The following is a 23,357-nucleotide window of genomic DNA, read 5'->3' on the forward strand; positions in this document are numbered from 1 at the left end:
AGTGAAAACTGGAAAAAGCAAAAGCATAAGATTCAAAAGCTCCACCATCATATCGCCAATATTCGTCATGACTACTTGCACAAAATCACCACCAGCATCAGCAAAAACCACGCCATGATTGCTTGTGAGGATTTGAAGGTCGCTAATATGTCGACATCAGCCAGCGGTACGGTGGAGAATAAAGGCCGTCATGTCAGAGCCAAGTCAGGATTAAACAGAGCTATCTTAGATCAAGGCTGGGGTATGATGGTCAATATGCTTGAGTACAAGCAGCAGTGGCGCGGCGGGCTACTGATTAAGGTAAACCCACGCTACACCAGCCAAACCTGTTTTAACTGTCAGCATATCGCCAAGGAAAATAGACAAACTCAAGCAAAATTCGAGTGCGTCCAATGTGGGTATAAAGCCAACGCTGATATTAATGCAGCTAAAAATATTTTATCGGCAGGACATGCCGTGTTGTCTGCGGAGGGAGGATGCAGTCAAGGTCACCCGATGAAACAGAAAACTTGCGACGGTCGTGAGAAAGTCGCCTAAAGGCTAACGCTTTTAGAATCCCCCATTTGAGCGCAGCGAAAGTGGTGGGAGTGTGTCAAATATAGTTATTTTAAGCCAAGTGAAAAAATTTAAGACCCAGTTTAGAGTGTTTTAACGTTCAGTTTTTAAAATCCCACTAACAACGATGACCTCATCATATTTAGGATGAAAGCTATGTCTACCAATCCAGAGTCTACACCAACTTTCAATACGGCGACTCCTAATCGTTTACCTAATTTTTCTGCAGGACCTGCCACGATACCGACTGCGGTGTTATCTCGTGCTCAGGCAGAGCTACTCGACTGGCAAGGCCGCGGCATGTCGGTAATGGAAGTGAGCCATCGTAGTAAAGAATACATGGAGATTACTGATAAAGCGGAAACCAAACTACGCTCATTGATGGACATTCCGGATAATTATAAAGTGCTGTTTTTACAAGGCGGTGCCAGCTTACAGTTTTCAGCGATTCCATTAAATCTGTTAAATGGTGGTCGCGCAGACTATCTGACTACTGGTACTTGGTCAGGCAAAGCAGTCAAGGAAGCGCAGCGTTATGCCAATTTAGGTCTTGGTGAGATTAACTTGGTGGCCACGGGTAAAGACTGTAACTTTACCGATGTGCCAGCCCAAAGCGGTTGGAGCTTGAGCGATGATGCAGCGTACTTCCATTACTGCGCTAATGAGACCATTCATGGTTTGCAGATATTTGAGCCGCCTCAAGTCGATGCACCGATCATCGCTGATATGTCGTCTTGTATCTTGTCTCAGCCCATTGATGTGTCTAAGTTTGGTATGATTTATGCGGGCGCGCAAAAGAATATTGGCCCAGCAGGATTGGTCATTGTTATCGTCCGTGAAGATTTATTGGGGCAGGCAAGCGAGTGGTGCCCTATGCTTCTAAATTATGAACATCAGGCTGATAAGGAATCCATGTCAAACACGCCAGCGACTTACTCTTGGTATCTGGCAGGACTGGTCTTTGATTGGTTAGAAGAGCAGGGCGGCGTGGCAGCTATGGGTAAAATTAATCAGCAAAAAGCAGAGCTGCTCTACAAGACCATTGATGATAGCAGTTTTTATAGTAACCCCGTAGCCCCTCAATATCGTTCTATCATGAATGTACCGTTTACTCTCGCTGATAGTAGTCTTGATAAACGCTTCTTAGAAGAGTCAGAAGCCGCGGGTTTGATGAATCTAAAAGGCCACCGTGATGTTGGTGGTATGCGTGCTAGCATTTACAATGCGGTGCCTCTTGACTGGGTACAGCAATTGGTTGACTTTATGACAGCATTTGAAAAAAAGTACGCATAACGACCCATGTCGTTTAAACTAAAAAAGACGCAATTCTTATGAACTGCGTCTTTTTTTATTGATTCTCGTGTACTCTTTGGCGTGTCGAAACATGATGTGCCTGTCTTAATATGGCAAACCATTAGGTTAAAAAACCTAAGTTTGTTATGATAAAATTTTGCGATACTGACGTTTTTAGTATTCTGCAGTCATTTACCATACCTTTTAGTCATTAGGTAAACTCTCATACATCCATTGGTTTGGCATAGGGGTTTGTATAACTTTATTATGATAAAAAATGCTAGGTTACAAACCGTCTTATTTGCCATTGTCCTTAGCTGGATGCCAGTCAGTTTTGCTGCACCAATGACAACGACGGCGCTTGGTCACAACAGTCCGACTGAGTATATGGGCGCGGCTTATATGCCCTACGCCAATCCAAATGCACCAAAAGGTGGCACACTCTCATTAGATGCACGCGGTACCTTCAATAGCGCCAATAAATGGATGACCACTGGTGTGGCGATGATTGGGACTGATTATTTGTATGATACCTTGATGACTGGTTCATTAAATGAAGCGTTTACCATGTATCCGCAGTTGGCAAGCAAGGTCACTTATGATCCAGAGGACACCAGCTGGATTATTTATCATATCAACCCCAACGCGCGCTTTTGGGATGGCTCAGCTGTGACGAGTCGTGACGTTAAAGCGACCTATGATGCGCTATTAAGTAAAGGACCGATGTACATCCGCAGTTATTTGGGCGATATCCAAGAAGTGCAGGTTATTAACAAGCAACAAGTAAAGTTTGTTTTTGCCTCTGATGATAATAAAGAGATTTTATTAACCGTCGGGCAGTTTCCGATATTTGCTAAGTCATCTATCGAAGCTGATTTTGAAAAAATTACTCTGACGCCTTTGATGGGTAGTGGGCCTTATAAGCTTGGTCGCGTCGATGCAGGTCGTTCGGTCAGCTACGTGCGTGATCCCAACTATTGGGGGCGTGATCTGATGGTCAATCGTGGTCGTTACAACTTCGATATGATTAAGTTTGTGTATTATCAAAGTGATGAGATTGCTTTTGAAGGGTTTAAATCTGGCCAGTATCGTTTTCGCCCCGAAAATAAGGCTTCTAACTGGGCAACGGGCTATAACTTTCCTGCCGTCAAGGCAGGTATGATTAAAAAAGAAATGATAAGCAGTCAAAACCCAGTACCGATGCAAGGTTTGGTCATGAACATGCGCCAGCCTATTTTCCAAGACATTCGAGTTCGCCAAGCATTCACAGCTGCTTATGACTTTGAATGGATGAATAAGACTTTGTTTCATGGTCAGTATGAACGCTTGCAAAGCTTTTTTCATGGCTCAGAGCTGGCAGCGACAGGAACGCCATCTGTGGCCGAGCTGAAAGTGCTCAATCCATTATTATCCAAACTTGAGCCGACGCAGCGTCAAGCAGTGTTAGCAGAATGGCAACTGCCAACCAGTGATGGTAGTGGTTTTAATCGACAAGGGTTGTTAAAAGCACGGCAGTTATTGTTAGATGCGGGATTTTATTATGATGATATGAAACTGTATCAACCGAATGGACAGCTTGCGAAAATTGAGCTGTTGATGACGGGCGAAACGATGGGACGTGTGTTGCTACCTTATATTCGTCACTTAAAGCGGTTAGGGTTCGATGCGACGCTGCGCCAAGTTGATGGACCACAATACTATGAGCGCATGCGCAATTTTGACTATGATATGGTGGTGGATGTCTTTGCCCAAAGTCTGTCACCAGGGGCAGAGCAGTTCAGCTTTTGGGGCAGCGCTGCCGCTGATCAAACGGGTAATAGAAATACCGTTGGTATCAAAAATCCGGTGATTGATAGGGTAATAGAAAAGTTAGGGGGTGCTAAGAGCCGTGAAGAGATTGTGCTCTACACTCATGTGCTGGATCGCTTATTGCGCGCAGGTCACTATGTCGTGCCGCTATACGGCAAATCTGGTACCAATGTCGCTTACTGGGATCAATACCGGCATACTGAAAAACTGCCTACCAACGCCGTTGGTATTGACTATTGGTGGACAGATAAAGCAGCAGAGGCACGGGTTAATAATCACTTAAAGCAATAAGCAGGTCTCATCTTTAGTCACTAATTTATTCACTAAATTTTTGGTCATTAGTATTTAAAAAAAGCACTCGCAATAAAAACAACGATTGGTAAGGATTTAATATGAGTATTCGTATTCACCCGATTAAAGCGTTTAATGACAATTACATTTGGACATTAATTAATGAAAGCAATAAGCAAGCGATTGTCATTGATCCGGGTCAAGCCGAGCCTGTCGCCGTCTATTTAGAAGAGCATGCGTTGGAGCTGACCTCGATTTGGACCACGCATCATCATCATGATCACGTTGGCGGCGTCGCGGGGCTACAAGAGTCTTATCCCATGACGCATTTGGTCGCCCATCCTGAACATAGTGTAGATGAAGATCAGACGATAAAGGACGGTAGTACGGTGAGTGCATGGGGCTGTGCGGCCCAAGTGTGGGACGTGTCTGGTCACACTGCTAGTCATGTGGCCTATGTATTAGATATCGATGGTGGTAAGCATTGCTTTTGCGGCGACACCTTGTTTAGTGCGGGTTGTGGACGTGTTTTTACTGGTACGATTGAACAGTTATATGACAGCTTTAAACGCTTAAACACCCTACCAGCCGAGACGCTACTCTATCCTGCTCACGAGTACACCGCTAGCAATCTACGTTTTGGCTTATCTATTGAGCCTGACAATGCCGCCATGCAGCATGCTTTGAGACAAGCAGAAGAAAAAACGGCGCAAGGCATACCAACCCTACCCGTGACCTTAGAGCATGAGCGCGCGGTTAATGTGTTTTTACGCACCCAAGAGCCGAGTGTGATCGCAGGCGTCAAATCCAAGGTGACCATTGAAGATGATAAGTCTTTGACGGTGTTTGCCGCGCTACGTGAGCTTAAAAACAACTTTTAAACCCGTATGTTTTAATCACCGTGCCGCTTTGGGAACGCTATATTGCTCATTTTCTCTGTTGTCAAAAACATTTATTGTAGGAAGCCACCACTATGGGTCGTTATATCTTAAAAAGATTATTGCTGATATTACCGACGCTTTTTTTGATATTGCTGGCAAATTTTGTGATTGTACAAGCAGCGCCAGGTGGACCTGTTGAACAACAGCTGGCACTCATCGAGCAAGGGGCAAAAGATAACGCACTGGGTGGTAATATTGGTGCGGGTAGTGCAGGTGGCAACAGCAGTACTTATCAAGGAACGCGTGGCTTATCGGAGGAGATGGTTGCTGCTATTAATGCGCAGTATGGTTTTGATAAGTCTGCGCCTGAGCGCTTTTGGCTGATGTTAAAAAATTATGCTCAGCTAGACTTCGGTGAGTCGTTTTTTAAAGGGCAATCAGTGACAGAGCTTATTGTAGAGAAGCTACCCGTCTCCATCTCGCTTGGACTTTGGAGTACGCTGCTCATTTATATGATAGCCATTCCGCTTGGGGTTTATAAAGCCATGCATCATGGTTCAGGCATCGATAAAGTCACGGCCATGCTCCTCGCCATCGGTCATGCGATCCCCGTGTTTGTCTTTGCGGTCATCTTATTGGTGTTTTTTGCGGGCGGTAGCTACTGGAATATTTTTCCGCTTCAAGGGCTAACCTCTGAGAATTTTGATCAATTAAGCACTCTTGGCAAGGTTAAAGATTACTTTTGGCATCTGGCACTGCCACTGTTGGCAAGTACGGTTGGTGGTTTTGCTGGCTTGACGTATTTGACCAAGTTTAGTTTTTTAGAGGAGCTTGGTAAGCAATATGTGCTCACCGCTCGCGCCAAAGGGTTGGGGGAGCGTCAGGTTTTATATGGGCATGTGTTTCGCAATGCGATGTTGATTATTATTGCGGGCATACCAGCGGCTATCGTTGGGATTTTCTTTGCGGGCAACTTTCTTATTGAGATTATCTTTAAATTAGATGGTTTGGGACTACTTGGTTTTGAAGCCATTCAGCAACGCGACTATCCAGTGATATTTGGCACGCTATTTATCTTTACTTTGGTGGGGCTGTTACTACAGTTAATCAGTGATTTAAGTTATCACTTAATTGATCCTCGTATTGATTTTGAGGGGCGCTAATGTCAATGCAATCTCTAACCCCATCCGCTACATTTGCAAAAAAGAAACGTCGTTTAAATCCTATATGGCAGGCGCGCTTCACTCGATTTCGCCGCAATCGACTTGGCGTGATCTCACTGTTTATTTTTGTGGTGATATTCATTATTTGTATGGCAGCCAATGTCATTGCTAATGATAAGCCGCTTTTTGTGCAGTATGAAGGTGACTATTATTTCCCCATTCTAAAAGCGTATCCTGAGACAACCTTTGGTGGTGTGTTCGAAACCGAAGCCAATTACAAAGATCCTGCAGTGCAAGCGCTGATTGATGAGCAGGGCTATTATGTGATGCCGCCCATTCCATTTGCTGATCAGACGCCCAATGTTGAGCTGGGGGTGCCATATCCAGCGGCGCCCAACAGTCAAAACTGGCTTGGCACCGATGATTTGGGCCGTGATGTGCTGGCACGAATACTGTATGGGATGCGAGTGTCTTTATTATTTGGACTGGCCTTGACGCTCGCAGGCGCTTTGATTGGTATTATCGTCGGTGCGATACAAGGGTATTATGGTGGGTGGGTAGATTTGGCAGGACAGCGCTTCATGGAAGTGTGGGGCGGTATGCCGCAGCTGTTTATGATCATTATTTTGGTCAGCTTGTTTAGTCCTAGTATCACGACGTTGTTTGCCATGATGCTGTTATTTGGTTGGATGGGGTTGGTTGGTTTGGTGCGGGCAGAGTTTTTGCGTGCGCGTAATTTTGATTATGTACGGGCTGCTCGCAACCTTGGCGTTTCGGACAGTCAAATCATGCTAAGACACATTCTACCCAATGCGTTGGCGTCGAGTTTGTCGCAATTGCCGTTTATTTTAACCGCCAACATCATCGCCTTAACGGCGCTCGACTTCTTAGGGTACGGGTTGCCACCTGGTTCACCGTCATTGGGTGAGCTGATGGTGCAAGGGAAAAACAACCTTGATGCACCGTGGCTTGCGCTATCAGGATTTTTTAGCTTAACTTTTATTCTATCATTGCTGATCTTCGTTGGTGAAGCACTGCGTGATGCGTTTGACCCGAGGCGCTCTTAATATGACCGTAGCTACTGAACAAAAAAATAATGGTCTAAAAGAAAACCATAGCAATGCACCAAACAGGCTCATGCTGAGCGTGGATAAACTCAGTATCACTACTGTCACAGGCGTCCAATTGGTTGACGAGCTGTCGTATGAGCTAAGACAAGGACAAACCTTGGCTATCGTTGGTGAATCAGGCTCTGGTAAATCGATTGCGAGTCTTGCACTATTGGGTTTATTGCCAGACAGTTTGATGGTTGCAGGAAAGGTGCAGCTAGCCTGTCCCACCGGAATGACTACGCTGCCAATAGACCATGACAAGGCGCGTAACGCTGCGTTAGGCTCTGTCCGAGGGCGGCGTGTCGGTATGATTTTCCAAGAGCCGATGACGGCGTTAAACCCATTACATACGGTCGCCAAACAAATCGCTGAATCACTACGTCTAAGCGGTGTGCCCAAAAAGCAGTGGCGAGACAAAAGTATCGCTTTGTTAGAAGATGTCAATATCACCGACCCTGCTGATAAACTAAAACGCTACCCTCATGAGATATCAGGGGGTCAGCGACAACGCGTGATGATTGCCATGGCATTGGCACAGCAGCCTGACATATTAATCGCTGATGAACCAACGACCGCACTTGATGTCACTTTGCAGCATGAAATACTTGAACTATTAGAGCGTCTCAAGCGCCAACACAATATGGCGATGGTGCTAATCAGTCATGATCTAAATCTGGTCAAGCGTTATAGTGATGAGGTCATCGTGATGCGTCAAGGACAGACGATCGAACAAGGCGACACTGCGTCTGTGTTTGAGCGTCCCAAGGCCGAATATACGCGTACGCTTATCAAGCAAGACTTTGGGCAAGCATTAAATCTAATAGACAACAACGAAAATAAGCAAGCAAGCGTACTAAAAGTGAACCATCTTAGGGTACAGTTTCCAATCGAAAAAAGCTTGTTTGGCGGTACCAAGTGTTGGTTTGATGCGATCAAAGATGTGGATATGACGCTACAAAAAGGGCGGGCCCTAGGTGTCGTTGGGGAGTCAGGTTCTGGAAAAACCACGATTGCCCTTGCGCTCAGTCAATTACTTAGCACTCAGGCGCGTGTGAGTGGTCAGATAGTAGTCAATGATCAAGATGTCTCGGCGTTATCCAAAAAAGCCTTACGGCAGTTTCGTTCGCAGATTCAAATGGTCTTTCAAGACCCATTTGCCAGTATTAACCCGCGTATGACTGTGTTGCAAATCGTTGAAGAAGGACTGCTAGTACAAGGTGTCGACAAAGTGACTCGGCAGCAAGCAGTGATGGATAGTTTGGCCACGGTGCATCTGCCAGCTGAGTTTGCGCAGCGTTATCCCCACGAGCTATCAGGTGGACAGCGTCAGCGCGTGGCATTGGCGCGCGCCCTCATTATGAAGCCCAGTCTGTTGATATTGGATGAACCCACTTCGGCGCTTGACAGTACCACGCAGGTGACCGTGGTCAGTCTATTACGTGAAATTCAGGAAAAACAGCGTATCAGCTATGTGTTTATCAGTCATGATTTGAAGGTAGTACGCGCCTTGTGTCAGCATGTTGTGGTGCTCAAAGACGGTATGTGTGTGGAGTCTGGACGTACCGAAGATATTTTCAATAAACCCCAACATCCGTATGCCAAGCAGTTACTGCAGGCGAGTATCAGTTAGTCCACATAGATAAAACACTGTCTACAATGGGGCTCTTTTATGATGGACTGACGATACCTATACCTTTATACGCTGTAAGCAAGCAACACATAGCAGTTCACAATAATAGCGGCATACTAAAAATGGCAGTGGTACAATAAGTTTGGACAGTCGTTGACTTAGTGTAGGCGCTCACGCTATTTATATATTATCTATGATAACAGCGGCCAACATGGTTGTATCGCATGATCGTCATTGCTATTGTTAACATTATTAAAAAGGATTTTGTGCCCATGAAAAAACAAAATAGTATTACCAAATTAGTTAGTATCAATGGTTTACAGTATGCAGGTTATGTGGCGGTTGCCAAAACGCGCGCCAAGGTATTAAAAGTATTTTCTTACGTCATACCCGTTAGACGACCAATGTTGTTTGTCGGTGAGACTTCTTGTGATGAGCTATGTGATATGCTCATTAGTGAAGGTAGTACCAATGTCTTTATCGTCACTGATTCGGTGCTAAATAAGCTTAGCATACCCGCTAAAGTCACCGATTATTTACAGGCAAAAAATATCAGCTATAAAGTCTATGACGGTATTACGCCAGATCCTACGTTTAAGGTGATTGAAGAAGGACTGCGCCAATCAGTTGCGGCTAAGTGCGATTCGATACTTGCCATTGGCGGCGGCTCAGTGATTGATGCGGCTAAGATGATTGCGATGGCGCAAGGTAATAATTGTCAACCCAAAAAACTCATCGGCATTCTGAAGGCAAGAAAGCCTTCAGTGCCGCTCTATTGTATTCCTACCACTGCTGGTACTGGATCAGAAGCGACGCTTGGGGCAGTTGTGTCAGATGATACAACCCATCAAAAAGCACTGTCAATCGACCCAAGAATGGTCCCATTGGCAGCGGCTATTGACCCTACGATTATGAGAGGAATGCCAGCACATATCACAGCGGACACTGGTATTGATGTGTTGACGCATGCGCTTGAAGCATGGATGAGTGTCAATGCCAGCGTCGAAACCGACTATTATGCGGCTTCAGCTGTTAAATCCGTGATGCATTACTTGCCAGTGGTTTATAAAGAGGGCGGGAATCTAAAAGCAAGAGAGGAGATGGGTATAGCAGCGCATTATGGCGGTATCGCCTTTAACAAAGCGGGTCTTGGTTATGTGCATGCCATTGCACACCAATTAGGAGCGTATTATAGTATTCCTCATGGTCGTGCCAATGCTATCGTGTTACCTTATGTACTTGAAGTGAACCGTGAGGCCAGCAAAAAAAGATTGGCTGAATTGGCCAAAAAAACCGGTATGATAAAGGATGGTCAAGCCATTGGTAATGATCGTGATATTGCAGACCATCTTATTACTCAAGTACGTGACCTGATTAATACCCTAAACATTGATCCAACCGTTAAGGGTATGCAGGCCAGTGATTTTGATCATATTGCCAAAGCAGCTGCTAAAGAAGTCAGTGATACTTATGCAGTTCCCACTTATTTATCAGCGTCTGAAATAAAAAATATCCTAACGAAAATTAAGCAGGCAAGTGACGAGCGTGTGGATACTGATACTGATGTTAAAGGTAATAAAGTGGCTTAAAAACATAAGGTTGCTAAAGAACGTAGTGTCGCTAAGATGGTACATCTGTTAAACAGTAGTACCAATAAAGAGTGCTAGTAATCATTCATAAGGCACTTAAAGGCGGTAAAAAAAAGGACACTGCATAAGTAAGTGTCCTTTTTGATAGGTACTGATTTAACACGTGCTAACCCAGTAATTTAAAACGCTGGTTGACGTCTAGGAATCGCACTCAAAAACTCCATGCGTGCCTGATTGTCATGAACAAACTCGCCCAGCATCGAGGTGGTACGAGTGGTGGTGTGCTGTTTGCTCACACCGCGCATCATCATACACATGTGTGATGCATCCATAACGATAGCGACACCGCGACAGCCAGTCACATCCATAATGGTTTGTGCTATCTGATCGCTCAGGTTTTCTTGGACTTGCAAACGGCGGGCGAACATGTCGACAATACGGGCAAATTTTGATAAGCCCAGTACTTGACCGTTGGGTAAGTAGCCCACATGTGCAATACCATGAAACGGCAACATATGATGCTCGCACAATGAATAAAACTCGATGTTTTGTACCAATACTAGCTCGCGATTGTTCGAGGGGAATAGGGCGTCATTGACGACTTCATCTAAGCTTTGATGATAGCCTTGGGTCAAATGAGCAAACGCTTTTGCGGCCCGCATCGGGGTCTCTTCAAGACCAGGACGTTCCAAGTCTTCGCCCGTTGAGAGAATCAGTTGACGATAAGACTCAACGCTTTCTTGGTAATCTGATGTTATGGTTGGGGTGATACTCATAAGTTTGGCAGCCATCCAAAATGTGGGTGTAGCTTAACGCTAAATCCTATTATGTAAAGGACTTTTATAAAAATTGTGCAAGCTGGGAGGGCTGTGATTATACTTGAAATCTGCTTAACTTCATACTGCTGTGGTGAGCAGTTGTACGTTTAATCCATATTCAGCCCCAGAAAAAGTGAATACAGTTTACGACTGTTTACTTAAATCAATTCGTGTATAATATCTTCTTTTATTTGTATTTGGTCACTATACGTTATTTCTCACATCTGACTATTCTAAATAACTTTATCTTCTAAATAATTTCGTTCGATTCAAAAGGAAATACTATGCTACTACAAGGACAACGTTTTGTCGTAACTGGCATCGCAAGCAAACTTTCTATCGCTTGGGCAATTGCTGAAGCGCTACACCGTGAGGGTGCATCATTGATCCTGACTTATCCAAACGATAAAATCAAAAAACGCGTGGATATGGCAGCAGAAGCCTTTGAGGCGGATTTGGTACTCGAGTGTGATGTGGCATCTGATGAGTCTATTGCTGCCTGCTTTAAGCAAGTCACGGCTCACTGGGGTGATGGTATTGATGGTGTGGTACATGCGATTGGCTTTGCACCCATGGATCAGCTGGACGGCGATTTTGTCAGCGCCACGACTCGTGAAGGCAGTCACATTGCCCATGATATCTCAAGCTATAGCTTTGTGGCTTTGGCTAAAGAAGCTCGTGAGTTGCTGGCCATGCGTCATGGCTCTATGTTGACATTGACTTATGAAGGTAGTATCTCAGTATTGCCAAACTATAATGTAATGGGTATGGCCAAAGCCAGTCTTGAGGCCAGTGTGCGCTATCTTGCTACCTCTATGGGCGGTGAAGGCATTCGTGTGAATGCGATCTCAGCAGGTCCTATCCGTACGCTAGCTGCCAGTGGTATCAAATCGTTCCGTAAGATGCTCGATATCAGTGAAAAAATTGCGCCGTTACAACGTAATATTACCCAAACAGAAGTAGGTAATGCAGCGTTGTTTTTACTGTCGCCATGGGCTTCAGGTATTACTGGTGAGATTATGTTTGTAGATGCAGGCTTTAATACGGTTGCTATTAGTGAGCAGTTAATGACGCTTGATGAGCCTAAATAACGTTTTGGTATTAGTATGTGTAGGGTTTGATATAGAAGAGAGGCAGCCAATTGGTTGCCTTTTTTGGTTATACTAGGGGCTATTTTGAGACCAGCCTTTAGGCGTTATATACATATGATCACTAAGTTACCAAGGTGGATATTGTGGGGCGGTGCAGTACTGGCATTTAGTGCAGGCTGCGTTAATACAGCAGCATTAATGGGTTTTGCGAACTTATCGGTCTCGCATGTCACGGGTAATGTGAGCTTATTTGCAGCGGCCATTGCCTATTTGGATGCTCGTAGTATTTTATATATCGGTACGCTACTGTTGTCCTTTTTAGCAGGGGCAATATTGAGTGGCTTTATCATTGGACAAGCCGCATTAAAATTGGGCAAACGCTATGGACAGGCGCTGTATATTGAAGCGGCATTACTATTGGTGAGCTATTGGCTGTACCAGCAGCATGATTTTTTGGGGCAACTGGCAGCAGCGATGGCATGTGGCCTACAAAATGCCATGGTAGCGACTTATAGTGGCGCAGTTATTCGTACCACTCATTTGACAGGGCTAACGTCCGATATGGGGGCTGCAATCGGTAACTGGCTGGCTGGTCGCTCGATTAGTAAGCCGACATTGGGTTTTCAAGCTGTTATTTGGTATTGCTTTTGCGGGGGTAGTGCAGTCGGGGCGTACTTGTTTGCCAAAGTTGGCTATGAGGCTCTATTTGTACCGATTACAATCGTTTTAACAGCGGCATTTATATATAACTATGCCTCAGATCGCTTGCCAGAAAAAAGAGAGCCAAAACGCGAGAGACACTCATCATAAGATAAGTGCCTCTCGTTTTATACGTTTTATCTTAAAGTCACACAATGGGTATTTGGGTGCCAAAGCACTAAATTACTTTTCGTCTTCTTCTTTATGATCTTCATGTTCATGCATGCCCTGCATCATATCAAGTGCTGAGTCATCGGTACGCTGTTGGTCTTCTTTGGCCAGACCATCTTGGTTGATATCTTTTCGCGCCATCTTGGTGGTCGAGTCGGTTTTATTTGTGTCTGTCATAAAGTGCTCCTATACGTTTTATGAATGTTTCAGCTCTAACAAAATTATGGTTTCAATCTATTGTTATTAACTATTTATTGGTGTTTTAGTGGAATTGCAACAGTTTAGTATGAGATATGGCCTCTGTGTTGTACATATAGGATATGGGCTTATTTAGTGACGTTGTGTAACAAAATACCCTGTGGCGACTGAGTAAGAAACGGGGCTAGAACTTATGATTAGATAGAAATGTAATGCACATCAGTGTCTAAATTTACAGCCTAATTCGAAGTAGGGGCTGATATAAAGCAAACCCATGCTTCATCAAAGGATTTTTTTGTTGTATATCTGCTATGATGGCGACGTGTTTTTTTGGGGTACGAGAAACAGAAGGTTGACGAGTAGTACACGTCTTTATATATGGGATTTCCCCACTGTCTTTGAGGAACTAAGGACATTTTATGTCAGAGCAAAAACTAGATAGCCATCTTCCTAAAGATGGCAATGAGTATTTATTTACAGATACCTTTCCAAAGGGTACGGGCAAAGGGTTGATCGTTGTCGTTATTGCAGCGCTTGTTAGTATGGTTATTTATAATGTATTACCATTCGACATCAATGCCAATAAGGGTCTGTCCCTGCTGTTTTTTATTGGTGTATTGTGGCTCACAGAAGCGGTACACGTGACGATTACTGCACTATTAGTAGTAGTGGTCGGGGCCTTAATTGGTATACCAGAGTTCGATGCTGAAATTGGTCTGCAAAGTTTCGCTAATCCTACCATTTATTTGTTCTTTGGTGGTTTTGCGCTGGCGGCGGCCTTGCATGTGCAGCAGTTGGACAAAAAAATTGCGCTAAAGATTTTATCGATGTCAGGTGGCAAACTAAGCACAGCCGTGTTTTTAATATTTGGGGTAACGGCATTCTTATCGATGTGGATATCGAATACGGCGACTGCAGCGATGATGTTACCGCTGGCGCTTGGTATTTTGACGCAAGTTGATCGTGAAAAAGATCGTGGTACTTTTGTTTTTGTGTTATTGGGTATTGCTTACTCAGCAAGTCTTGGGGGATTGGGTACCATTGTCGGTTCACCGCCTAACGCCATCGCGGCAAAAGCACTCGACATTGCCTTTGTGGATTGGATGAAGTTTGGTGTGCCAATGATGCTGGTATTATTACCGCTATTATTGGGTGCAATGTACGTGTTTCTTAAACCGAACCTAAATCGTAAAATCACACTGGTTGAAGACGAGCCTATTGCTTGGAACAAACCGCGTGTGGTGACTATTATCGTCTTTATCGTCACGGCATTGAGCTGGATATTTTCCAAAAAAATTGGCGCAGCACTGGACATTACTGATACCGATGCTGTTATTGCTTTATCAGCGGCGGCGGCTGTGGTCAGTCTGGGTTTGGTATCATGGAAACAAGTCTCTGATAATACCGATTGGGGTGTCCTCATGTTGTTCGGTGGTGGTATTGCCCTGTCAACGATTTTAAAAGTATCAGGGGCGTCGTTGGTACTGGGTGAGACGGTAGCCAATGCACTGTCTGCTGCACCGCTGATTGTGGTTATGATTGCAGTATCGGCGTTTATTATATTTTTGACAGAGTTTGCTTCTAATACTGCCTCTGCCGCGCTACTTGTACCTGTATTTGCGGCTATCGCTGAGCAGATGGGTCTGCCGCATGAAGTACTGGTATTGGTCATCGGTATTGGGGCTTCTTGTGCCTTTATGCTTCCAGTTGCCACGCCGCCCAATGCTATTGTATTTGGTACTGGCCTGATTAAACAGACGGAGATGATCCGTACGGGTGTCATTCTCAATATTATCGCTACCTTTGTGGTTGGGTTGTGGGCTTATTTTTTCTTGATATAGTCTCATTAACAGCGTTATGATAAATAAACCCGATGTCTCAACCATTACGAGGCATCGGGTTTTTTATTTGTTTTTACTCATTACTGATGTATCAAATCAGCAGTTACTTTTTAAAATAAAGACTCACCTTTTAACACAGCCCCTCATATTGATGACAAACTTGAGGTGGATGCAGAGGATATGTGTAACATCAATGCTCTTATCTCAAACGGTCAGCTTTTGATTGCGCCTGTTGGCCATATAGGAAATGGCGATCTTGAGATTGAAGAAGATAAAGAGTGTTTTGGATATGTGAGTATTAAGAACTTAAGGGAGTTATCATAATATGTCTTTAAACATGTACTACAAAAGCGGTATGATCCGCAAAACCCGCTGCCAAATCTCTGATGAGCTATTGCCCACCTTTTATCAGGTTCATGATAACGCTAATTTTCCACAATTGACGTGGTTAATTGACCGTCTTTATGATAATCCACAGATTCACCCTGAAACCGCTAGCGCGTTAGCCAATGAGATAGTGGCATTTGAGAAATTAATACTTTCGCTACATCTTCCTTTTCCTAGGCTGCCATTGCAAAAACTACATACCTTTTTTATGGGAGCGGCCACCAGCCAACAGATTATTTATACGAGTAGTGATTGATGTCATCATTTAGGCCATCTTTATAATAGTAAACTATGTAGGTATTTGCATTGCAATCAGGTCTTTCATCGTTCTGATGACTGTAGAACTCTGGAACAGCAAAAATCAATAAGTGATCTTTGACCTTAGTAGATACTACAACCACATTCTCAGTTCTAACCAAACACTATTACCAACTTGAATCACACCTAAATTACCCCCATAATCTAACCACTTCTAAATAATAAATAGCCTAAGTAAATATGCCCAATACTTCCAAGAATACAAACTTAGAAACATCTACTGTCGTTGAAAATCATGATACTGCAAAATCAGCAACAACAAACGATGAAAAAACCTCTTTAAGTGATACGACTGATTTACCAGTGCTGGCTAAAGACAGCTATTATCTAAGCCGTCTTGAGCGCGAGTTGGCGCGTGGTGCTGTCGCCAAAAATAAAAAATCCAATCACGAATCTGATCAGAAAAACAATAAAACCGATGAGATACTTGCAAAAAAACGCGCGCAGTATGACAAGATCAAAACCCGCTCACAACAAGCGGTGCAGGCACGTATTGAGAGTATCCCAAGCGACTTACCGGCCAAATTAAACCTTGATTTGCCTGTTAGTCAGCGTGCCGATGATTTGGTACAAGCCATCATTGATAATCAAGTCATCATTGTCGCAGGTGAGACGGGCTCTGGTAAAACGACGCAGTTACCAAAGCTTGCGATGCTGGCAGGACGCGGGATCACAGGACAAATAGGGCATACGCAGCCGCGTAGATTGGCCGCGCGTAGTGTTGCCAACCGTATCGCAGAGGAGCTGGGCGAGCCATTAGGTAATACCGTCAGCTTTAAGATTCGCTTTAATGAGCAAGGGTCAGCACAATCCGTGGTGAAACTGATGACCGATGGTATCTTGCTCGCGGAGTTGGGGCACGATCGTTTCTTAAGTAAATATGACACCATCATTATTGATGAAGCCCATGAGCGTAGCTTAAACATTGACTTTATCATGGGTTATCTCAAAAAAATGCTACCCAAGCGCCCTGATTTAAAAGTCATTATTACGTCAGCCACCCTTGATACCAAGCGTTTCAGTGAATATTTTAGCTGCTATGATGCCAAGCTAAAACGTCAAATACCTGCGCCGATTTTCAATGTTGAAGGCCGCAGCTTTCCGGTAGAAGTTCGTTATCGTCCACTCACCGATGAGCCTGTGACCAGCTCAGACGATGACAGCTATGATGATTTTGAGGATAATTTACCCCGTGCAGTGGTGGCAGCGGTCGATGAGTGTTTTAGTGACGCGCAAAACAAAGGGCATGCCGATCAAGCCGATATTTTGATATTTGCGGCGACCGAAGCTGAGATTCGCGAGTTACAAGACGTGCTGGTGCGCCATGGACCCAAACACACAGAAGTACTACCACTGTTTGCTCGGCAGACGTATGAAGAGCAGCAGCGTATTTTTCAGCCATCAGGCCGTGGTCGGCGTATTGTTATCGCCACCAACGTGGCCGAAACTGCGTTGACGGTACCGGGTATTCGCTATGTGATTGATTTGGGATTTGCGCGGATTTCACGTTACTCGTATCGCTCACGCGTGCAACGTTTGCCGATTGAAGCGATCTCACAAGCGGCGGCCAATCAACGTAAAGGTCGCTGTGGCCGTGTCGCGCCTGGCGTTTGTATTCGTCTGTATAGCGAAGAAGACTTTAGTGGCCGCCCTGAATTTACAGAGCCGGAGATTCTACGAACCAACTTAGCGTCTGTCATTCTACAGATGGCCAATCTGCGCCTCGGTAGCGTTGATGATTTTGAATTTATTGAGCCGCCAGATAGCCGCTTAGTCACGGACGGCCATAAACTGCTTGATGAACTGGGCGCGATTACAGTAAAAAACGAGTCAGCGCCTGCCAATCAAAACGCCAAGCCCAAATCGAAAAAGGGTTTAGATCACTTGCGTCTGACTCGTATCGGTCAACAAATGGCACGTATGCCTATCGATCCAAGGCTGGCACGTATGCTGGTCGCTGGCTCTGATTTTGACTGTATTCGTGAGATGCTTATTGTGGTTGCCGCGCTTGCCGTACAAGACCCACGCGAGCGCCCCGCCAATAAGCGCACGCAGGCCGATCAAAAACATGCGGTTTTTCGCCAAGATGACTCTGACTTCTTGTTTTATTTAAGTTTGTGGAAAGCGCTATTTGAAAAGGATGAAGATGGCAATAAGTTGTCTGGCAATCAGCGTAAGCAATTTGCGAAGAAAAACTATCTGAGTTTTCCGCGTGTGCGCGAATGGCATCAGACCCATCGTCAGTTGGTACAAATGGTGACTGAGCTTAAGCTGACCGATGTGAGCGATGCAAAAAATACTGATAAAGCCCATGCTAAAAATGCCTCCATTGAAGCGACAACGAGTGATCCTACGGCGATTGAAGATGAAGAGCTTCGGGCTGTTAAGTATGCTAATTTGCACCGAGCACTGTTAACGGGTTTATTGTCCATTATCGCGCATAAAACTGAAAATCGCGGTGAGTATTTAGCCGCGCGTCAACAAAAAGCCAAAATATTCCCAGCCAGTACGGTGTTTAAACAAACGCCGCCTTGGGTGATGGCGTTTGAGATGGTCGAAACATCACAAGTCTTTATGCGTACGGTGGCTAAGATTGAGCCTGAGTGGATCATCTCAGCCGCCGGTAACTTACTAAAATATCACTACTTTGAGCCGCATTGGTCGAAGAAGACAGGCCGTGTCAAAGCTTATGCCCAGATTAGTTTGTTTGGTCTCATTATTGTCAGTAAGCAGCTGACCAACTATGAGCAAGTCAACCTAAGTGAGTCACGAGAAATCTTTATTCGTGATGGTCTGGTGACGGGTAATTTGGGGCGTCAAGCGCCATTTTTACAGCATAATATGGATAAAATCGCGGACATTGAGCGCATTGAAGATAAATTACGCCGCCGTGATTTATTGGTCGATGAAGAATCACTGTATCAGTTTTATGATAAAAAAATTCCGGCTCATATTGCCAGCCGTAAAGCCTTTGAAGACTGGCGTGCTGAGGTAGAAAAGACGGATACTAAGCATCTATTCTTTACTGATGAAGATGTGTTAAACAGCCAAGCTCCGACCACGGGCGAGTTTCCAGAGGTATGGAAGTTGGGTGATTTAAAATTGCCCCTGCGTTATGTATTCGATCCGGCTAGTGATGATGATGGCGTGACTATTCGGGTGCCACTTGCCGCGTTACCGCAGCTTGATGCTATCGAGCTATTGTGGGGTGTGCCCGGATGGCGCTATGAGCTGGTGCTGCAGCTGCTCAAATCATTACCGAAAGACATACGCCGTCAAATCGTCCCCATTCCTGATACGGCTGACAGCTTGTTTGACGAGCTACAGCCGGCTGGTGGTCATGGCTTGCTAAAACAGTTGTGCCAAGCGCTAAACCGTCGCGGTATTATGTCAGTGACGCCAGAGAGTTTTAATCCGGCTAGTATTGACCGTTACTTACAGCCACAAATCTGCGTAGTCGATGATAAAAATCGCATCATCGAAAAAGGCCGTGATCTACAAACGCTTCAGATTCGTCATGCTAGTGAGACCAGTCAAGCAGTGAATGAGCAGCAAGGCGTGCATACCGAATTCCCTGAACATTTTGCCTTTAGTAAAAATCATCATAGCGCGGGTGTCGTGATGAAGCAGTTTGCGGCTCTAGTCGCTGATGAGGCAGGGGAAGCAGTGTCTATTCACCAATACACGGATGTCAATGCCGCGTTACAGGCGCACCGTGTTGGGGTGTTGACCTTAATCAAAGGCAAGCTTGGGGCGAAGAAAAAACAGTTGACCAGCCAAGTTGATAAGATATTCAAATTAGCGTTTGCGCCACTTGGTGATATGGACAAGCTCAAAACTATTATCATTGATGCGACGTTAGATGCTGCGCTCGAAGAGCACTATGTGTTGTTTGATCATAGCACCGACTTGCCTGAAAGCGCCGATAGCATGGCTGTGGGTTTGGCGGAGGAGCTACCGTTTACCACTGAGGAGTATGCACAAACTTTAGAAGTGGTGGCTAGTAACTTCCTATTGACTGGTCAAGGTGTCATAAAAACGCTCAAAAACGTCTATACCCGTTGGCAACGTATACGCCAAGGGTTATTGATGCTTGATCGGGAGATCTTCGGTGAGTCTATCGAGGATATTGAAGATCAGTTAGAAGATCTGCATTTGGCTGACTTTGTTTATCGGATGGATTATAGCCATTGGCAACAATATCCACGCTATCTTGAAGCGCTAGAGATTCGTCTTGAGCGCCTTGAGCATAATCTGGATGCTGATCTTGATGGTGTCTATGCGCTGGACTTACATATGGAGCGGCTAGCAGGACGGGCGGACAAAGATGCCATCAGTGAATATCGTTGGATGGTGGAGGAATATCGTATTCAATTGTTTGCCCAGCCAATGAAAACTCGTATGGCAGTATCCCCTAAGCGCCTCAGCAAGATGTGGGATAAGGTCAGTTAAAGTAGGAAAGTATTTTGGTGCTTTTATGGTAGGTTAGAGCAGGCGTTATTCACACTGTTTTAAGCTTATGATAAAGGACCATTAGCATCTAAATGGGACAAGGGCTGGATTATCGATTGCTGATCCAGCCCTTTTTATTTGAAAGCGTTATTGCCTGATATTTTCAGTCAGTATACCCATGCTATAAAGGATAAATGCAATCACTGTTAGTATCACAATAAAGGGTGTGAGTATCCAGATCACAGTGTTAATCAGTAACGCGGGTAACAACCCATCAAACAGTACGGTATCTGGTGTAAAAAAATCGGTCACTACATCGATTGCGTGCTTGGCAATGGGGAACAGTAAGGTACTTAACGCTAACATGTAAATGTACTTGCTAAAACCAGGATCGCTCACGAGAACTGTAAAGTAAAACACTAAGAAAAAAGTGACCCCTAATGCCCAGCACTTGAGAGTATAACTTAAATGTCTCATATTCATTCCTCACAGATCTCGTTGCGATCGCACGTAGAGAGCAGAGCAATCCAATAAATTCGAAATAGTAAATACTATATATGTTATATAACGAATATATTAATTAAGTCAACTATTTTTCACTAAAAATATTTTGTAAATGGTTTGCCTACAGTTTGATGGTCTAAAAATATTTTTATAATCGATTTTAAAATAGCCTAAGTAATAATAAATACATCATTTTTATAAAGACACACACGGCTATAACCCATTAAACCAACAAGTTTATTAAACTTTAGTGTGATACTTTACAGTTAAACGCTTATAGTTTTGATATAAAAGACATTAGACCCAACAGTACAAAAGTATAAATACCGCCTTGAGAACGTTTTAGGAATACATCTATGGAAGGACTAGTTGGTACAGTAAACGGAATTATTTGGAGCTCAGCCCTAATCTATCTATGTTTAGGAGCTGGCCTGTTTTACTCCATCATGACGCGTTTTGCGCAAGTGCGGCTATTTGGTGAAATGTTACGTTTGATATTCAAAGGGAAGGCCAGTGTTGATGGCATCTCGTCCTTTCAAGCTTTAACCTTATCTTTGGCTGGACGCGTCGGTATGGGAAACATCGCAGGGGTAGCGGCAGCCATTGGTTTTGGTGGACCAGGTGCAGTATTTTGGATGTGGGTGGTGGGTTTCTTAGGAGCTTCTACCGCCTACGTCGAATCGACACTCGCCCAGATATACAAAGAAAAAGACGTCAATACGGGCCAATACCGTGGCGGGCCTGCTTACTATTTTGAGCGTGTACTCGGCCAGCGCTGGTATGGCGTCATTTTTGCCATTGCGGCCCTGATTGCTTTAAGTATGTTCTTACCTGGTATTCAGGCGAATGGCGTGGTCAATGCGGTGACTCAGGTCGTGGGAGAAGGCGCGTCCATAAATATTTTAGGTAAAGAGGTGGGTACCACACGGTTAAGCGCACTAGCGATGATTTTGGTGGTTTTTGGCATCATTATTTTCGGTGGGGTTAAACGTATTGCTACCGTGACCGAGCTTGTGGTGCCTTTTATGGCGATCGGCTACATGGTATTAGCCTTGATTATTGTGATAAGCAATTTTGAGATGATCCCACAGGTATTTGGACTCATTATCAGCGATGCCTTTACCGCGCAAGCAGGCTTAGGAGCAGCAATTGGCTGGGGTGTTAAACGCGGTGTGTATTCAAGTGAAGCAGGTCAAGGTACAAGCCCGCACGCAGCGGCGGCGGCGGAGGTTGACCATCCAGCGCAGCAAGGTTTGGTTCAATCATTCTCAGTCTATATCGATACTTTATTGGTTTGTTCTGCAACGGCGTTTATGATTTTGACCATGGGTACTTACAATGTCCAAGGCACACTATCTGATGGGCAATATGTGGTACAAAATGTCGTCGCTGGCACTGAGATTAATTCACCCGCCTTTACGCAGCTGGCGATGGAGTCCTTATATGGGGCTTTTGGCAATATTTTTATTGCCATAGCTGTGTTTTTCTTTGCGTTCACTACCATTTTGGCCAACTACTATATTGCGGAAGTCAACGTTGTCTATTTGACTCGCTTCATTGGCCCTAAAGCCAATAAAGTCGGTCTATTTTTTGTGAAAATACTAATGATGGTAATGATTGCTTATGGCGCCCTCAACTCAGCAGGTTATATTTGGGCGATTGGCGATATCGGAGTGGGCCTTATTGCTTGGTTGAACATCGTCGGCATCTTAGTTATTTTCTTTATGGCACGTCCCGCTATAAAAGCGCTTAGAGATTATGAAGCGCAGCGTAAAGCAGGGGTAAAAACTTACACTTTTGATCCCATAAAAATCGGTGTTAAAAATGCCTCCTATTGGGAGGAGCGGCACTTAAAAGAAAAGCAAGCCTTAAAAGAAGAGGCGTTATACAAGCCCTCTTAATAAATGAGATTGCTCCAATCATATGATGAGAGATGCACTAGCGGGGGAGCTTATTTATAATCTCTCCAGCTCGCTTGGAGGTGCCCCTTCTCTTAGCCAATCTATGTCCGTTAAAAAATAAAAAACCCGTTTTAGAGGTTTGACTCCAACCTCTAAAACGGGATTGATGAACCTATAAAATTTACTAGGTAAATGACGGGCTAGCTTTCTAGCTGCTCGATCATGCTTTGATACTTTTCTTTTCTATCAGTCATCTTACGGCGTTTTTCCTCAGCATTCTCTACTGGTTCTTTAGAGTCTTCTACTTTTTTGTCAAAAGCTTCCAGCTCCGCATCTACGCCCTCTAAAAGTTTATTGAGTATTAAGGCAACCGCTTTTTCAGAAACGTCGTGGGTTACGTTAGAAGCGTCAGACTTAAACTCATCTTTAAGTTTAGAAGCCCATTGATAGATATTTGTTACCATCGCCCCGTACTTATCGTCTTTACCGGATTTGTCCTCTTTATCAGATTTACCGTTTTTATCTGACATAATTTCGTCTTTAAGCTTAGACGCCCATTGGTAAATGTTGGCTATCGTGACGCTGTTATCAGACTTATCATCTTTATCAGACTTATCATCTTTATCAGACTTATCAGACTTATCATCTTTATCA

18 protein-coding genes are annotated in these 23,357 nt (G+C 44.4%); 14 read left to right on the forward strand and 4 right to left on the reverse strand.

Features of this window, described 5'->3' with window-relative positions:
* The 8 genes from B2P60_RS08585 to B2P60_RS08620 all read left to right on the forward strand — a co-directional run.
* On the forward strand, positions 1-537 hold a 537-nt coding region (locus B2P60_RS08585), incomplete at its 5' end, for an RNA-guided endonuclease InsQ/TnpB family protein (protein ID WP_286740773.1).
* 174 nt (positions 538-711) lie between these two features.
* Positions 712-1,848 carry a 3-phosphoserine/phosphohydroxythreonine transaminase gene (serC, locus tag B2P60_RS08590; protein WP_286740775.1) on the forward strand — a complete coding sequence of 379 codons (1,137 nt, stop codon included), beginning with the start codon at positions 712-714 and terminating at the stop codon, positions 1,846-1,848.
* A 267-nt stretch (positions 1,849-2,115) separates the two neighbouring features.
* Positions 2,116-3,948 (forward strand): extracellular solute-binding protein, encoded by a 1,833-nt coding sequence (locus B2P60_RS08595; protein WP_286740776.1) that lies wholly within the window; start codon positions 2,116-2,118, stop codon positions 3,946-3,948.
* 101 nt (positions 3,949-4,049) lie between these two features.
* On the forward strand, positions 4,050-4,829 hold the full coding sequence (gene gloB, locus B2P60_RS08600; protein WP_286740778.1) for a hydroxyacylglutathione hydrolase: 780 nt from the start codon (positions 4,050-4,052) through the stop codon (positions 4,827-4,829).
* Between the two features lie 92 nt (positions 4,830-4,921).
* The gene (locus B2P60_RS08605) at positions 4,922-5,992 is read left to right on the forward strand and encodes a microcin C ABC transporter permease YejB (protein ID WP_286740780.1); all 1,071 of its coding nucleotides are present in this window, start codon (positions 4,922-4,924) and stop codon (positions 5,990-5,992) included.
* Positions 5,992-7,059 (forward strand): ABC transporter permease, encoded by a 1,068-nt coding sequence (locus tag B2P60_RS08610; RefSeq protein WP_286740781.1) that lies wholly within the window; start codon positions 5,992-5,994, stop codon positions 7,057-7,059. Before B2P60_RS08605 ends, B2P60_RS08610 begins: the two co-directional genes overlap by 1 nt.
* Position 7,060: 1 nt before the next feature.
* Positions 7,061-8,734 (forward strand): ABC transporter ATP-binding protein, encoded by a 1,674-nt coding sequence (locus B2P60_RS08615; RefSeq protein WP_286740782.1) that lies wholly within the window; start codon positions 7,061-7,063, stop codon positions 8,732-8,734.
* A 272-nt stretch (positions 8,735-9,006) separates the two neighbouring features.
* Positions 9,007-10,323, forward strand: coding sequence for an iron-containing alcohol dehydrogenase (locus B2P60_RS08620; RefSeq protein WP_286740783.1), 1,317 nt, complete (start codon positions 9,007-9,009; stop codon positions 10,321-10,323).
* A gap of 179 nt (positions 10,324-10,502) precedes the next feature.
* Here B2P60_RS08620 and folE read toward each other — a convergent pair whose 3' ends face one another.
* Positions 10,503-11,099: a GTP cyclohydrolase I FolE gene (gene folE / locus B2P60_RS08625; RefSeq protein ID WP_193004784.1), complete on the reverse strand. Its 597-nt coding sequence runs from the start codon at positions 11,097-11,099 to the stop codon at positions 10,503-10,505.
* 326 nt (positions 11,100-11,425) lie between these two features.
* Between folE and B2P60_RS08630 the strand changes: the two genes are divergently transcribed.
* Both B2P60_RS08630 and B2P60_RS08635 read left to right on the forward strand, forming a co-directional pair.
* Positions 11,426-12,232 carry an enoyl-ACP reductase FabI gene (locus B2P60_RS08630; protein WP_193004785.1) on the forward strand — a complete coding sequence of 269 codons (807 nt, stop codon included), beginning with the start codon at positions 11,426-11,428 and terminating at the stop codon, positions 12,230-12,232.
* A gap of 114 nt (positions 12,233-12,346) precedes the next feature.
* Positions 12,347-13,042, forward strand: a complete 696-nt coding sequence (locus B2P60_RS08635) for a YoaK family protein (RefSeq protein ID WP_286740784.1) — start codon at positions 12,347-12,349, stop codon at positions 13,040-13,042.
* A 72-nt stretch (positions 13,043-13,114) separates the two neighbouring features.
* Here the strand turns inward: B2P60_RS08635 and B2P60_RS08640 are convergent, their stop codons facing one another.
* Positions 13,115-13,279, reverse strand: a complete 165-nt coding sequence (locus tag B2P60_RS08640) for a hypothetical protein (protein WP_193004787.1) — start codon at positions 13,277-13,279, stop codon at positions 13,115-13,117.
* Positions 13,280-13,719: 440 nt separating this feature from the next.
* Here B2P60_RS08640 and B2P60_RS08645 point away from each other — a divergent pair, with 440 nt between their 5' ends.
* The 3 genes from B2P60_RS08645 (at position 13,720) to hrpA (ending at position 20,298) form a co-directional block, all read left to right on the forward strand.
* Positions 13,720-15,141, forward strand: a complete 1,422-nt coding sequence (locus tag B2P60_RS08645; protein ID WP_193004788.1) for an SLC13 family permease — start codon at positions 13,720-13,722, stop codon at positions 15,139-15,141.
* Positions 15,142-15,466: 325 nt separating this feature from the next.
* Positions 15,467-15,784, forward strand: a complete 318-nt coding sequence (locus tag B2P60_RS08650) for a hypothetical protein (protein ID WP_286740786.1) — start codon at positions 15,467-15,469, stop codon at positions 15,782-15,784.
* Between the two features lie 242 nt (positions 15,785-16,026).
* Entirely contained in the window at positions 16,027-20,298 is a 4,272-nt protein-coding gene (gene hrpA, locus B2P60_RS08655; protein WP_226949362.1) for an ATP-dependent RNA helicase HrpA, read from the forward strand.
* Between the two features lie 147 nt (positions 20,299-20,445).
* Here the strand turns inward: hrpA and B2P60_RS08660 are convergent, their stop codons facing one another.
* Positions 20,446-20,664, reverse strand: a complete 219-nt coding sequence (locus B2P60_RS08660; RefSeq protein ID WP_193004790.1) for a hypothetical protein — start codon at positions 20,662-20,664, stop codon at positions 20,446-20,448.
* 494 nt (positions 20,665-21,158) lie between these two features.
* Between B2P60_RS08660 and B2P60_RS08665 the strand changes: the two genes are divergently transcribed.
* Positions 21,159-22,703, forward strand: a complete 1,545-nt coding sequence (locus tag B2P60_RS08665) for an alanine/glycine:cation symporter family protein (protein ID WP_286740788.1) — start codon at positions 21,159-21,161, stop codon at positions 22,701-22,703.
* A gap of 200 nt (positions 22,704-22,903) precedes the next feature.
* Here the strand turns inward: B2P60_RS08665 and B2P60_RS08670 are convergent.
* The coding region (locus B2P60_RS08670) for a hypothetical protein (RefSeq protein ID WP_286740790.1) at positions 22,904-23,357 on the reverse strand (454 nt) is incomplete at its 5' end.

It is taken from the genome of Psychrobacter sp. UBA3068, assembly GCF_002366815.1.
Lineage (GTDB): Bacteria > Pseudomonadota > Gammaproteobacteria > Pseudomonadales > Moraxellaceae > Psychrobacter > Psychrobacter namhaensis.